At 47.7% G+C, this 14,872-nt stretch carries 12 protein-coding genes; 2 read left to right on the top strand and 10 right to left on the bottom strand.

Annotation, left to right across the window (positions count from 1 at the left end):
• Nucleotides 1–28 precede the first annotated feature (28 nt).
• The 3 genes from FEK30_RS08475 to rsfS all read right to left on the bottom strand — a co-directional run bounded on the left by FEK30_RS08475 (nt 29) and on the right by rsfS (nt 3,197).
• Nucleotides 29–1,354, bottom strand: coding sequence for a Mur ligase family protein (locus FEK30_RS08475; RefSeq protein WP_138072885.1), 1,326 nt, complete (start codon nt 1,352–1,354; stop codon nt 29–31).
• A gap of 90 nt (nt 1,355–1,444) precedes the next feature.
• Nucleotides 1,445–2,287, bottom strand: a complete 843-nt coding sequence (locus tag FEK30_RS08470; protein ID WP_255447836.1) for a pentapeptide repeat-containing protein — start codon at nt 2,285–2,287, stop codon at nt 1,445–1,447.
• A gap of 526 nt (nt 2,288–2,813) precedes the next feature.
• Complete coding sequence (gene rsfS, locus FEK30_RS08465; protein WP_045442200.1) at nt 2,814–3,197, bottom strand: ribosome silencing factor; 384 nt, start codon at nt 3,195–3,197, stop codon at nt 2,814–2,816.
• Nucleotides 3,198–3,448: 251 nt separating this feature from the next.
• Between rsfS and FEK30_RS08460 the strand changes: the two genes are divergently transcribed.
• Entirely contained in the window at nt 3,449–4,513 is a 1,065-nt protein-coding gene (locus FEK30_RS08460) for an ABC transporter ATP-binding protein (RefSeq protein WP_138072881.1), read from the top strand.
• A 9-nt stretch (nt 4,514–4,522) separates the two neighbouring features.
• Here the strand turns inward: FEK30_RS08460 and FEK30_RS08455 are convergent, their stop codons facing one another.
• From FEK30_RS08455 to FEK30_RS08420, 7 genes are all read right to left on the bottom strand, one after another.
• On the bottom strand, nt 4,523–5,932 hold the full coding sequence (locus FEK30_RS08455; protein ID WP_138072879.1) for a serine/threonine-protein kinase: 1,410 nt from the start codon (nt 5,930–5,932) through the stop codon (nt 4,523–4,525).
• A 209-nt stretch (nt 5,933–6,141) separates the two neighbouring features.
• On the bottom strand, nt 6,142–6,438 hold the full coding sequence (locus FEK30_RS08445; RefSeq protein ID WP_065710314.1) for a type II toxin-antitoxin system RelE/ParE family toxin: 297 nt from the start codon (nt 6,436–6,438) through the stop codon (nt 6,142–6,144).
• A complete protein-coding gene (locus tag FEK30_RS08440) occupies nt 6,435–6,650 on the bottom strand; it encodes an addiction module protein (protein ID WP_065710313.1) in 216 nt (71 codons plus the stop codon). Before FEK30_RS08440 ends, FEK30_RS08445 begins: the two co-directional genes overlap by 4 nt.
• A 231-nt stretch (nt 6,651–6,881) precedes the next feature.
• Nucleotides 6,882–8,732, bottom strand: a complete 1,851-nt coding sequence (locus tag FEK30_RS08435; protein ID WP_138072877.1) for a bifunctional serine/threonine-protein kinase/formylglycine-generating enzyme family protein — start codon at nt 8,730–8,732, stop codon at nt 6,882–6,884.
• Between the two features lie 490 nt (nt 8,733–9,222).
• The gene (fghA, locus tag FEK30_RS08430) at nt 9,223–10,071 is read right to left on the bottom strand and encodes an S-formylglutathione hydrolase (protein WP_315862706.1); all 849 of its coding nucleotides are present in this window, start codon (nt 10,069–10,071) and stop codon (nt 9,223–9,225) included.
• Between the two features lie 56 nt (nt 10,072–10,127).
• Nucleotides 10,128–11,237 carry an S-(hydroxymethyl)glutathione dehydrogenase/class III alcohol dehydrogenase gene (locus FEK30_RS08425; protein ID WP_138072875.1) on the bottom strand — a complete coding sequence of 370 codons (1,110 nt, stop codon included), beginning with the start codon at nt 11,235–11,237 and terminating at the stop codon, nt 10,128–10,130.
• Nucleotides 11,238–11,342: 105 nt separating this feature from the next.
• Nucleotides 11,343–13,637, bottom strand: coding sequence for an MASE1 domain-containing protein (locus FEK30_RS08420; RefSeq protein WP_138072873.1), 2,295 nt, complete (start codon nt 13,635–13,637; stop codon nt 11,343–11,345).
• Nucleotides 13,638–13,908: 271 nt separating this feature from the next.
• Here FEK30_RS08420 and FEK30_RS08415 point away from each other — a divergent pair, with 271 nt between their 5' ends.
• Entirely contained in the window at nt 13,909–14,820 is a 912-nt protein-coding gene (locus FEK30_RS08415) for an alpha/beta fold hydrolase (protein WP_138072871.1), read from the top strand.
• Nucleotides 14,821–14,872: the final 52 nt, after the last annotated feature.

Raw genomic sequence — 14,872 nt, 5'->3', positions numbered from 1 at the left:
CTGGAGAGCAGAATTTATTTTTGCTAGCCTACAAAATTTTGCGGCCCGTCAACATTTGGCGCACCTCTAACATCGCTGAATAGGTGGGCAGGATATGGAGGGTTTGCTCGGCTGGACTAAGGGCGATCGCCTGGTCGAGGGCTTTTGTTAAATCCGGTTCCACAATTAATTCGGCAGCCCCTTCGCAATAGCGCAGCCGCAGGGCCATGTCGTAGGTGCGATCGCCGCTGATGATAATTTTGCCGGGGGATTGGGTGAGCTTTTCGAGATCCACATCCCAAATCCAGGACACATCGGTGCCGTCGGGGGTGCGGTCATTGAGCACGACGAGGACGGTGCTCGTTTTCCCTTGCTGCTGTAAATCAGTGATAGCGCGGACTGTTTCGTTCATGCCCACGGGATTTTTTGACAACAGAATTCGCACCGATTTTCCTTGGACGGTTAATTCTTCCGCCCGACCAAAGGCCGCTTTAAACGACTGAATCTGTTCGTTGATGATGTCCCGGTGAATGCCCAGGGTTTCCGCCAAGAGAGCGGCAGCAAGGGTATTGTATTTGTTATAAACGCCGATGAGGATTTGACCCCAGTCGGGGCTATGGATATCTAAGGGATTTTTGGTAAAGCCACAACTATCGCAGTGGTAATCGCCGAGGTGAGAGAGGTAAACGCCTTTGTAGGTGAGAGGCGCACCGCAGCGGGGACAATAAATGGAATCGACAGCGTGGGGGATGGCCTCTAGGTATAGGTCTGGCTCGTTAAGGCCAAAAAATTTCACCGTCTGGCTGAGGTTTTGCCCCAGATCATTGAGGGTCGGGTCGTCGCCATTGACGATAATCGTGGTTTCCGGCGGGAGGGGGGCGATCGCCTGTTGCCAACGCTGACTAATGGTATCGACTTCGCCGTAACGGTCGAGTTGGTCACGGAATAAATTGAGGGCGAGGATATGGGTCGGGGAGCAGGTTTTGAGGAGGATCGGAATAATATTTTCATCCACTTCTAGGATCGCGTAGTCAATGTCGAGCTGGCCGAAAAGATTCGCGTGTTCCAGGAGGGCCGTCGTTAAACCATTGATCAAATTTGCCCCGGTAGCATTGTGGGCGAGCTTATAGCCCTGGGCCGTGAGGATTGCTTTGATTAAGAGTGAAGTCGTGGTTTTGCCATTTGTGCCCACCACTAAAATGACGCCTTTTTTCGCCTGTTGGAACAGATCCGGCAGAATCTCTGGAAAAATGCGTCGGGCGATCGCCCCCGGTAAGACACTGCCCGCACTAAGCTTGAGGCCCCGTACCACCGCTGTAATTGTTTTGCCTAAACCACAGGCGATCGCCAACCGTATACTGCGCAAAATAGCCATTCCCTTCGGCTGTCTCCCAGACTGTCTAAGTCCTTAAACATAACAGAACTTGCAGTCCCTGCCTATCTCTGGGCGAGGTCTGAATGACAACTAACCAACCGCCTGGGGTAACCCTTGCCAGCCCCCATGGGCATCCGGTGAGTGATAGGTCAAATTAGCCAGCACCGGACGATCGATTCCCGGTAAATACGCTAAATTTTCTGGCTCGAGCAACACATTCCGCAGGTCTGCCCCTTCTAATTTTGCCCCGACGAGCTTTGCTCCCCGTAGATCTGCCTCGACTAGACAGGCGAGCTTTAGATTGGCTTCGACGAGATTACTCCCCTGGAGATTCGCCTGCCGGAGATTAGCGCCATAAAGTTTCGCCCCTGAAAAATTTAGCCCTGCTAAATCCATGCCCAGCAAATTCACATCCCGTAAAAAAGCGCGGCTAAAATTGCCATGGTGTAAATTAGCGTGCTGGAGATCCGCATGGCCGAGGCGTGCTTCCTGGGCATTGACCCAAGCTAAATTTGCCTGATTTAAGTTTGCCTGGCGTAGGTTCACCCGGGCGAGATTCGCGCCGCACAGATTAGCCCGCCGGAGATTCCCACCCCGTAGATTGGTATGGTCTAGGCTGGCTCCACACAAACGCGCTTCGACCAATTGAGCGTTGACCATAAAAGCCCCGTCTAAGGTCGCTTTCGTTAAATCTGCACCAACAAGCTGGGCATCGTTTAGTTTGGCATGGGCGAGGTTTGCCCAATTTAATGCCGCCCCAGACAAATCTGCTTTTAGTAAAAATGTTCGACTCAGATTCGCACCCATGAGGTTAGCCCCTTGAAAGTTGACGCCAATTAATGCCTCACCCCGGAGATCGGCTCCCTGCAGATTAATCCCGGCAAAGTTTCGTTCCCCATGTTCGTAGGCGCGTAGTAATTGTTGAACATTCATGGATTTCGACCCACAAAACAAAAAAATAGCGCTAATTCCATGCCATGACTGGACAGAATCACGGTGATGGGCTGCTATTTCAATTCACGTTTATTCTATATCTTAAAAAATTCTTAAAAGGGAATCTCCGGGGCGATCGCCAAAAAAATTCACGAAGATTTTGGGAAACTTAATAACTTTCTCTGGGGTTGGAAATGCCTTAAAAACTGAGATCTACTGTTACATTTCTTCTTAAAGAAATATTGATTTTTCACTAAGCAAAAGTCATCAACAAGCCTTGAAAAATCGTTTTTTAGCTGGGTTTAACTGTAAAGAGATAAAGCCTTTTGTGATTTCTGGGAGGAGAATTAATCGCCCCTCCATCGGAACGTCACGCAGCATTTTTCTGAGAAAATAAATGGCAAGCGTAATATATCGCAACGGCGACTAACGCACCATTGCGATCCTGATCAGAACTAATTTAATTAATTACGAGAAAGAGTCCAGGCTTTTAAAAAGATACCCTTGACGCTTCATCTCAAAAAATCTAAGGAAGGGCAGGCTCAAATTCAATGCGTTCGGCATGGCCCCAGAAGGCTTCGAGGTTATAAAATTCCCGTTCCTGGGGCAGGAAGATGTGTACAATCACTTCGCCATAATCTTGGAGAATCCACATCCCTTCGCTTTTGCCCTCCATCCGTAGGGGCACTTTGCCATATTTTGTTTCTAATCTTTCTTCGATGGCATCGGCGATCGCCCGCACCTGAGTCCGCGAGAATCCTGTCACCACAACGAAAAAATCCGCCAGATAGGAAATTTGATCTACCTTCAAAATCGTAATATCTTCGGCTTTCCGGTCATCGGCCGCAGCCGCGATATCCCAGACTAAACGTCCATTTTCATGGGCTTCAAGGGTTTTCGGTAGAGTCATTAACGGTTCTGTTGTGAATATCAATAGAGCAAAAATAATTGTTCTTCTAGCTTACCGTGGAATCTCCCCCACAGCACCCCAGGGAGAACAAAGGCACTTTCCCTCGATTGTGCAAAATATCTTGCCGTTGATCGATCAAACTAAATATTCCTATGTTATGATGCAGCAGTTGAGAATAGTTCTTAATTGATTGGCGATCGCCTCTGGGAATTGTCTCAAGGCCCTGCCATTAGAGTCACCGTTAAACCCCCATGAATGATTCCCCCATCCTACGCGTCGAAAGTCTTTGTAAACGTTTCAGTGCCCAAGATCTACCAGCGGTCAAAGATATTCAGTTTCAACTCAAACAGGGGGAAATTCTCGGACTTTTAGGGCCTTCTGGTTGCGGTAAAACGACGTTACTGCGCTTAATTGCTGGGTTTGAACAGCCCAGCGCAGGACAAATTATTCTCAACGGCGTACCCGTTAGTACCCCAGAAAATTGCCTTCCCCCAGAGCGACGGAATACCGGGATGGTTTTCCAAGACTATGCCCTGTTCCCCCACCTCACCATCGCCGATAACATTGCCTTTGGGTTGCGCCACCGTGAACGCAAATTTTCCCGCCAGGAAATTCGCCAACGAATCCAAGAAATTTTGCATTTAGTGGGACTTGCGGGTCTAGAAAAGCGCTATCCCCACGAGCTATCTGGGGGGCAACAGCAACGGATCGCCCTCGCCCGCGCCCTGGCACCCCGTCCTTCGTTGATTTTGTTAGATGAACCCCTGAGTAATTTGGATGTGCAGGTGCGCCATCACCTCCGCCATGAGATTCGCCAAATTATTAAAGCGGCGGGAATTTCAGCGATTTTTGTCACCCACGACCAAGAAGAAGCACTGGCCATTTCGGATCGGATTGCGGTGATGCGCCAGGGAAATTTGGAGCAGTTGGGCACACCGGAGGAAATTTATACCTGCCCGGCCTCTCGGTTTGTGGCGGAATTTGTCACCCATGCGAATTTTCTACCAGCCCAGTGGATTGGTGGGGTTTGGCGCACGGAGATCGGTGAATTTAAAGTGGCGATCGCCCCCCCAGAACAGGCCGCCGAGGGAGAATTAATGGTGCGGGAGGAGGAATTGGAATTGATTCCCCAGCCAGAATCCCCAGTAATTGTGAAGGAGCGGCAATTTTTGGGCCGGGAATACCGCTATTGTCTCCAGACAGATTCGGGGAAATGTCTCCATGCCCGCATGGGAGTCAACCAATTGGTTCCCGTCGGGTCGCGGGTCAAAATTAAGATCCAATCGGCAACCCCCCAAGTATTTGCTGCGTCCTAAAAATTTGGGCTAGAGCTTAAAAGAATAAAGAATTTCCCCGTCAGGCGATCGCCGGGTCGTGCCGTTAAATTCCTTGGCCCTGGCGTCGAGATATTTTTGCGCTTCTTTGCCGGAAAGTTGGGTACTTTGGGCGAAACGAAGCACCGTCACTTCGCCATTGGTCTCACTGAGGGTTTGGTAGAAATTTTGTCGCAGCCAGTCGGAGTCAAACTTTTCTTTCCGCACTTGGCGATTTAACCGCCACAGCATAAATGAGCCTGTTCCAGTAAAGGGAACCCCGAAAATAATAAAGGCGGCGATCGCCCCTTCGCGGTCCTCCTGGGAGACATTTTCATTGACCCCTTCCACAAGACCATAGATCGCAATCGGCAGCCCCATAATTAGCAAAGACACCCCGATAAACCGTTGCACAGCACGGAACAGAAACTTCGCCCAGTGGGTTTTGGGGGGAGCGGCGAGGGGCGCTTGTCCTTGAATGTTTTGACCCAAGCCACCACTCACCACCGTTGCGGGCACTGCTGCTTCCTGCAAATTCGTTTTTTGGAGATTAATGGCTGGCTTGGCGACGGGTTGGGCAGCCCCCGTCAGGGATTGGAGAGCGGCTTTTACGGCCATGGCCGATGGATAACGACTGCGGAAATCGAAACAAATCATTCGGTCTAGGATCGCCGCAAATTCTGGGCTCACCTGGGCATCTTGACGCCAAAGAATCTCTGCAGTTTGGGGATCTTCGTAGAGCTCGTCGCCACTACGATAACCCATGGGGGGCAGCTTCCCAGTCAGGGCCTGGATAATAATCAAGCCTGTGGCGTAAATATCACTACTGAGTTTAGGTTTGCCCCGGCCTTGCTCATTGGCCATATAGCCAGGGGTGCCAATGATGGTGCCGACACGGGTTTGACCCGGAGCATTGATTTGGGTGCCTGCCAGTTCTTTCACAGCGCCGAAATCGATCAGAACAATTTTGCCGTCCTGTTTCCGCCGAATCAGGTTTGCGGGTTTAATATCCCGGTGAATCACGTTCTGGCTATGGATAAAACTGAGGGGTTCGAGGATACTTTTTAACAGGGCGATCGCATAGGCTTCACTGAGTTTTTTGCCGACGGTGATTTCCCGCTCTAGGCTGTGGCCTTCAACAAAATCCTGAACCAGGAAAAATTCTTGATTGATTTCAAAATAGGCGAGCAAGTGGGGAATTTGATCATGATCGCCCAGGCGATTGAGCAGTTGGGCTTCCGCTTCAAAAAGCCGCCGCGCTACCTTCAGGGCTTCGGGATCAGAAAAACTGGGTTTAAACTGCTTAACGACACAGGGCTTGTTGAATTGTTTGATGTCCTCGGCGATAAAAGTTTGCCCAAAGCCCCCCGCCGCCAAGGATTTGACGATGCGATAGCGGCCATCGAGTAACTGCCCAATCATAATCTCTGTAATGCTTGGCTCACACCTAAACTGATGTTCCCATTATGGAACAGGTTCGGCGAAAACATTTAGCCAATCAGGAATTGGGCGTGGTGCCGGACATGGTCAAGCATAAAAGTGGCAATGAAAAAATAGCTATGGTCATAGCCGTCTTGGTAGCGGAGGGTGATGCTGGTGGGCATGGGACAAAGGGCAAAAGGAAAACTAAATTACTGTAAACGGGATTGCTGTTGGGGATCTTGTTTGAGGTGAAGACAAGCAATAATAACTATTTGCGTTTCTGCGATGATGTAAAACAGAGCGTAGGGAAAGCGGCGGATAATTTTGCGGTGGATGTCTTTTCTAACGACAGGGTGAGCTTCGGGATAACGTTGAATTTGGGCGAGGTTCGCATCGATGATCCGGATAAATTCTGACCCAAGTCCTTTGCTCCGCTGTTCATACCAATCATAGATTGTTTCTAAGTCTTGTTCTGTTTGAGGAGTTAGAACAACAGGTCGTTTCATCGGTCTAAAATGCGCTGCTGTACTTCTGCCCAAGGGGAAACGTCTGTCGGATGGGCTTGGTATTGCTTTTGACGGCGATCGAGATCTGCTATTTGAAGTTGAGTGAGGGGAAGGTCATCTGTTGTGGTGGCAATGTCGTCCCACAGGTCTTGTACGAGTTGAATTTTTTCAGCAAGACTTAATTCTTGGATTTGTTGTTGGAGAATACTCATCGTATTTCTAGGAGAAGGATTAGGAGCGTGCAACTTCCACAATTTTACTCTGGTTGGTATTTGAGGTTGTTCATCAGCACAAAATTTGAATCCTGCCACTAATAGAGACAGCATAGCTTGTCAACCAAGCTACTCTACCACGCGGCCCCAAGGTAATTTTTGGATGGGATTGCTCTCATCGCTGGATTTAGGCTGGACTCCCCACTAGGCACGCTCAATACATTTATACATCTATTGATTTTGGCAAATCTTGGGAGCACTGGAGCCGACGCAAGCCACCCGAAAACCCCAGTACCTGTAAGAGCTACCAGGGAAATCATTGAGGCGAGTCGCCGAGCGGCAGCCCCCCGGAATGAAGTCCCAAGAACCGCCCCGCAGTACACGAAGTTTTTTATCGCTAGACGACCATGTAATGCTGTCATTCTCTTTTGCTTCCTTCGGTTTGTCCTTATAGCTCTCGTGCCAAGCATCGGCACACCACTCCCATAGGTTCCCGTGCATGTCATATAGCCCAAATTGATTCGGCTTCTTTCGTCCTACTGGATGACTTCGACAATTGTTCGAGTTAATTTCGTCCCAATAAAGACTCCCCTCTGTGTGCTTTTGCCAAATTCCTAAACTATCAAGTATTTGATCGCCACTATTGTCTCCAAACCAAGCGTAATCCCTTAGCTCTCTGTCTTCATTACCAAAACAATATTTTGTGCTGCTTCCTGCCCGACAAGCATATTCCCATTCCGCTTCACTCAGTAATCGATATCTCTTCTTCGTCTTTTTGTTAAGTTTCTTGATGAACTTTTGACAGTCATTCCACGACACAGAATCCACAGGGTAGTTATCACCATTCTTAAAATACGAAGGGTTTTCACCCATTACTGCTTGCCATTGCCCTTGGGTGACCAAGAATTTCCCCATGTAAAAGGGTTTTGGGATTGTGACTCGATGTTGTGGACTTTCCCTCCTAATCCCATCAGAACTATATTCCTTGCACAGTTTAGTGATTTCATCATACGGTGTCCCCATCATGAAGCTTCCCGCTGGGATCAATATCATTTCTAGCTTGACCCCATTACCCAAGTCCTCCGTGAAAGAAGATGGCATTGAGGGCTGATTTCTAGCAGAGGATACCTGTGGCATAGTAATCTGCTGTGGTTGATTCTTGTTTGTGTTTAAGACTGATAAAACTTCCGTTGCTGCAGCAAAGCGCTCCTTTGGACGCAGGCTCAACATTTTCAAAAGTATCTGCTCTAGTTCTTTGCTTAGAGAAATCCGATTGCGCCGACACCAATCCCCAAAGACCCATTCACAATTAGGAATGTCATAGACTTCATCTTCGATCAAGCCATTGACCTCTTGCGCAAACCTCCCCGTTAATAACCGAACTGTTGTCGCCGCTAAAGCATAGAGATCAGAAGAATAATCCACATACCCTCGCATTTGTTCTGGTGGCGCATACCCCGTAGTTCCCGCACTCGTCCCTACCTGAGTTAAAATACTGCCTACCTGCTTCGACACCCCAAAATCAATTAGTACATATTGCTGTTTTTCCGTTTGATAAATAATATTTTCCGGCTTAATGTCTCGGTGAATCACCTTTTGTTCATGGACAAATTCTAAAACCTTGAGCAGACTAGCCAAAAATTCCCGGATCTTTGCCTCAGGAAAACGCCCTTGAGACAGTACTAGATCTAGTAGATTTTTGCCTTCTATATATTCTTGAACGATATAAAGCTTGCTCTCTTCTTCAAAAAATGCCAACAGATCAGGAATTTGGGGATGTTTGCCCAACTCTTTCAACTGCTTCGATTCCCGTTTAAACAATTCTTTCGCTTTTTCGAGCACCGCACTGCCAGATGCTCCTCCCAAGTTCGGCAAAAACTGCTTAATCACGCAGGGTGTGTCCCAGGTATCCGAGTCGATCGCCAAAAATGCTCTTCCAAAACCACCTTCCCCTAAAAACTGCACCGAACGATAGCGATTTCTTAGGGTCAACCTTTTACCGCAACGCTGGCAAAATTTATGATCATAGGGATTGATAGTTTGACAATCGGGAGCTAGACACTGACTTTGGTGGTAGGTCATGGTGTAAGAACTTGCTGGGATTGGAAAACAGTGAAACTTACAGAATTTTCGTGGTGTATTCTGACAATTTTAAACAAAAAAATGCGATCATTTTAGGCGATCGCCGTGGAGATGACGGTTGAGAGTTTTAATCGCGACGGGTTGATTCTTTTCGAGATTAAAGGCGCGGTAGGTCAGCCCACAGCCGCTGGGGGTCAAGCTTGCATCGATACGATAACGGTTTTTGAGGACTTGTTGGGGGCTGACAAATGGTCATAACAACGGGAGAACACTTACACCAATCTTATAAAGTTTTGGCTTAATCAGGGTATATGAACAGTGAGTTGCTGTTTGATGTCCTCGGCGATAAAGGTTTGCCCAAAGCCTCCCGCCGCCAAGGATTTGACGATGCGATAGCGGCCATCGAGTAACTGCCCAATCATAATTTCTGTAATGCTTGGCTCACACCTAAACTGATGTTCCCATTATGGAACAGGTTCGGCGAAAACATTTAGCCAATCAGGAATTGGGCGTGGTGCCGGACATGGTCAAGCATAAAAGTGGCAATGAAAAAATAGCTGTGGTCATAGCCGTCTTGGTAGCGGAGGGTGAGGGGTTGACCGACTTTTTCACAGGCGATCGCCAATTTTTCTGTCAGTAATTGTTTCTCCAAAAAACCATCGGCGCTGCCTTGATCCACCAGGATTGGGTACTTTAAAGGGCCATTTTTTTGTAAGAGAGCCGTCGCATCATAATTTTCCCAGAGGGTTTTATCCGTACCTAAATAAGCAGTAAACGCTTTTTCTCCCCAGGGGCACTGGCTCGGCGCAACAATCGGCGCAAAGGCAGACACCGACTGGTAGAAATTAGGCTGCCGGAGGGCACAAACGAGCGCCCCGTGACCTCCCATGGAATGGCCAAAAATTCCCCGTTTCGCCGTCACGGAAAAGTTCGCTTCGATGAGTTGGGGCAGTTCCTCGATGATGTAACTGTACATTTGGTAATGGTTTGCCCAGGGCTGTTGGGTTGCATCCACATAGAAACCGGCGCCACTGCCAAGATCCCAATCTTTATCCTCGTCGGCGATGCCCGTATTGCGAGGGCTAGTATCGGGGGCCACGAGCATTAAGCCATAGTCTGCGGCATATTTTTGGGCGCCCGCCTTCGTGGTGAAATTTTCCTCAGTACAGGTCAAACCTGATAAGTAATAGAGGGTTGGTATGGGTCGAGTTTCGGCTTGGGGCGGCACAAATACCGCAAAATTCATCGGCAAACCGCACACCTCGGAATTGTGCTGGTAATACTGCACTTTGCCGCCAAAACAGAGGGTTTCTTTCGTTAAAACAAGGTTTGTCATCATTAATTTGATCGTGCTGTGGGGGCTTACTATGGTAAACCCCTACCAATTTTGAGGATCTAAAAGGTGACCACGCTGCGGATAGATTCTCCGGCGTGCATCAGGTCAAAGGCTTCGTTAATTCTTTCAAGGGGCATGGTGTGGGTAATCAGATCGTCGATGTTGATCTTGCCTTCCATGTACCAATCGACAATTTTCGGCACATCGGTGCGGCCCCTCGCGCCCCCGAAGGCTGTTCCTTTCCAGACACGCCCCGTCACCAACTGGAAGGGTCGGGTACTAATTTCTTGGCCTGCGCCTGCTACCCCAACAATAGTAGAAACCCCCCAACCTTTATGGCAGCTTTCCAACGCCTGGCGCATCACGTTGACATTGCCAATACATTCAAAGGTGTAGTCCGCACCGCCTTTTGTTAAATCCACTAAGTAGGGAACGAGATCACCCTCGACTTCCTTGGGATTGACGAAATGGGTCATGCCAAATTTTTCGGCGATCGCCTTTTTGTCGTCATTAATATCGACCCCGACAATCATATCTGCCCCCACCATGCGACAGCCTTGGATCACGTTCAGGCCAATGCCCCCCAGACCGAAGACAATTACCTTTGACCCCACTTCAACTTTCGCCGTATTGATCACCGCCCCGATCCCCGTGGTGACACCGCAGCCGATGTAGCAAACCTTATCAAAAGGGGCATCTTCGCGGATTTTTGCCAGGGAAATTTCTGGCACCACGGTGTAGTTAGCAAAGGTGGAGGTGCCCATGTAGTGAAACAGCGGCTCACCATTAATCGAAAAACGTCCGGTACCATCGGGCATCACACCCCGGCCTTGGGTAAGTCGGATTGCCTGACAGAGATTTGTTTTAAAACTGAGGCAATATTCGCACTCGCGGCATTCTGGCACATAGAGGGGAATAACGTGATCGCCCGGCTTTAGGCTTTTGACCCCAGGCCCCACTTCAACCACAACCCCAGCCCCCTCATGGCCCAGGATCGCCGGGAATAGCCCCTCTGGATCAGCCCCAGATAAAGTGTAGGCATCGGTATGACAAACCCCCGTCGCCTTGATTTCTACCAGCACTTCTCCAGCTTTGGGGGGTTCGAGTTGGACAGTTTCTACCTTGAGGGGTTCTTTTGCTGCATAGGCGATCGCCGCTTTCACATCCATGGGGTCAATCCTTAAATTTTGGTTTTAGTCGTTACTATTCTAAAGACAAATACCGGGGGGACAGATTTTTGCTAAATCTAGGGTTCATCGGCAAACATAAGGCTTTTAAAATACGAGGCGACAACATTGCGATCGCCACAGGGCCTGCACCAACAAATCTAACCGCACAGGCTTGGTAATATAATCATCCATCCCAACCTCCAAACAAGCCAAGCGATCATGCTGCATAGCATTGGCCGTCAGCGCAATAACATAGGGATGTGGCTCCAAATTTAGTTTAAGTAATGCTTTGGTGGCGTCTAAGCCGTCCATTTCAGGCATCTGAATATCCATCAAAATCACATCATAAATTTGCTTTTCAACTGCCTCTAGGACTTCTAAACCATTACTCACAATGTCCACCTGATAACCTAAATTCTTTAGGATTTTTGCGACAACCTTTTGATTCGTTAAATTATCTTCCGCCAAGAGGATCTTCAGGGGCAGTTTCGTCGCTAACTCTCGATCAAAAACAAACAAAGGATTTTGCTTTTTTTCAAGGGAGTCACTAGGTTTATTGACAATTTGAGTACAGATCATAAACTCAAATTTACTACCGACGCCCGGCTGACTCGTCACCGAAATTTTGCCGCCCATCATCCGGACAATTTCTTGACTAATGGCGAGACCCAAACCAGTCCCTTGGGTTTTAAATTTGGCTTTACCAGTTTGTTCAAAAGGCAGAAAAATTAAGTTGAGTTTATCAGGCTCGATACCAATCCCAGAGTCTTCAACTTCAAAATTGAGCAATGTATAGGTCTCACTCAAATCGGGAAAAGAATGAAGTTTTAAGCGAAAAATAATCTGGCCTTTTTCTGTAAATTTCGCCGCATTATGCAAGAGATTTAACAATACTTGCTTAAGCTTTTTTTCATCAATGCTCACCACTGCTGGCAACTTGGGGGGAAATTCACAAATAAATTCAATGGCATCGGTATTGATTTGCGCTTGAATAATGCCCTTAATCCCTTGGAGAAATTTGGGAAAATCTACTTCTTGAAAATGAAGTTCGACTCTTCCCGCTTCAATGCGAGAAATATCTAAAATGTCTTCAATGAGATGGAGTAGGTGAATCCCTGAGTCACTGATGGTTTGTAAATCTCCCCGTTCATATTCGTCTAAATTATCAGAATCTTTGAGCAGTTCCACTAACCCTAAAATGGCGTTTAAAGGGGTGCGCAACTCATGGCTCATACTAGACAGAAACCGCGTTTTGGTGCGATTCGCATTTTCTGCTGCTTGTTTGGCTTCGATGAGCTCTAAGTTTTGTTGCTCTAATAAAAAGGCATTTTCTTTCAGGATTATTTTGCTTTGTTCAAGTTGTGATGATTTTTCTTGGAGGTGGAGTTTAGATTGGCGCAAATTGTTAAAGGCTTCTTTTTTTTCTCTTAAAGTCGCCATTAAGCTCAAATTAGTCACCACGATGACCACGGTGAATAACTGCAAGCGTAGTAAAGATTCGTTAATATCTTCACTGGCAAAGGAACCCAGTCCCCGCACAGTGCCGAGTGCCGCTAACATTGTCACGAGGGAAATAAGATTTGTCGCGCCAAATTGACCAAAACGAATCACGGCCCACACCAGACAGGGAATGAGCATATATTCCAAATGGAGATCTTGAGAAAAGGAAATATAACTAATCAACAAAATAATTGTAAGTAGGCTCAGGGCCTCAACAAATCTTGTTTCAAGCAATAATTTCCAGGCAAGTTTAGCGGGCTTTTTAGAATGTTTGTTAAAAGTGAAAATTGCTTTTTGAATGAGACGATTTAAGGTTTGTGGTTGAAATAGCTCATACCAACTAATTAGGGCCGGGGTAAAAATGTAGATTCCAGAAACGTTAGAAATCCACCAAGTTAACCAAGATGCTCCAAAGTTTGCCCAAGTGACTGTATTGCCGATGGCAAGGGCAAAAACTCCGGCTGTGGCATTGATTGCCGGGGTTAAAATACCGATCAATAGAAGAAACTTGCAGAGATCGTCAAGCTTTTTGAGGGGATTTTTGCGCTGAATTTTGGTATCTAGTAAGTATTTCCCCAAGCCCATACCGCTTGTGGTGCCTAGGGCGATCGCCAATACCTGCACGATTGAAGTGAGGGCTTGATTGAGATTTCCCCCCTGAAAAAAAGCCCAAATATTCGCTAAAAAAGAGCCAAGAAATACCCCTGGCAATACTTGATAGCCATAGATAAATGTTGCTGCCAGGGCAATGCCATCGGGGGGCCATATAGGGGTAACGGATTGGGGAGTCGAAGCAACCTGGCGAGAAATTTCTGCGGTCCCGTAATAGACTAAGGCAAGCAAAATAATGAGGATAAACCGTCGGGATAGTTTCAAGGGCGGTTGCGGGAAATGGAACATGACGATCCTGATGGAGCTTGGACAGATTTTGGCAGGTGAATCACAATGGATAGCTGTAATTTAAATTGGGAAATGTCAACTGGCACAAAGAGCTCTAAGGAACTAAGTCCTACTATTCTATTATTGTCGAAAAACCACAACTACCCAAGCATACAATTTTGCTTTAGCGTGCCCTAGCTCCCTAAATTTTCTCGGACACCGTTTGCTTGTAGGCCAGGGGCAAACCTGTAACAATAAGTAGGTAATTTGGCTGCATTTGTTGAAATCCCCTATGTATCCTTCTTTTTTACCGCCTCTGGTTAATCAGCTTACGGAACTTGATGCGATTCGCCTCGCCCAGCAGCTCCAACAGGTGGCGATCGCCACTCCGCTTCAGACAAATCCCATCTTGACGAGCTTTGTCCAACAGGGCAGCGGCGACCAAGACATTCTCCTCATCCATGGCTTTGATAGCTCAGTTTTAGAATACCGCTATCTTTTACCCAAATTAGCCCAGCGGCATCCTGTTTGGGCCGTGGATTTGCTCAGTTTCGGTTTTACAGAGCGACCAGAACAGCTTCCCTTTACCCCAGAAACCATCAAAACCCACCTCTACCAGTTTTGGCAACAGCAAATTAATCGCCCGGTAGTGATTGTTGGTGCCTCCATGGGTGGGGCGGTGGCCCTCGATTTTGCCCTGAGCTACCCCGACGCGGTCAAGCAAATTGTCCTCTTAGATAGTGCTGGTCTGGCCCCAAAACCCCTCAGTCGCTTTGCGATGGTACCGCCTTTGGATCGGTGGGCTACACAATTTTTAGGGAGCATGAATATCCGCCGAAAGATTTGCCAGAGTGCCTATTTTGATAAAACAAAAGTCACAACAGATGCGGTGCTCTGTGGCGCGATGCATGTCCAGTGCGATCGCTGGCAGGAAGCTTTGATTCAATTTACAAAAGGCGGTGGCTATGGCTCTTTTTATCCCAAATTGAAGCAGATCCAGCAATCTACCTTAATTCTCTGGGGTGAACAAGACCGAATCCTTGGCACAAAAGCAGCCCGCCGCTTTCAACAAGGCTTACCCAATAGCACCCTCCACTGGATTCCCAATTGTGGCCACCTCCCCCATGTGGAGCAAACAACCCTCGTCGCCGAACACATTCTTCGCTTTTGCCAAACTTTAATCCCAATCACATCTAATCATTAGCTTGAATCCTTGAGTTGACAAGAAATATTTTTTAATGGACTCAAGATGATCA

It is taken from the genome of Picosynechococcus sp. PCC 11901 (assembly GCF_005577135.1).
GTDB lineage: Bacteria > Cyanobacteriota > Cyanobacteriia > Cyanobacteriales > MRBY01 > MRBY01.
Note: the sequence above shows the minus strand (reverse complement) of the source record. Positions and strands in the feature narration are given on the sequence as shown.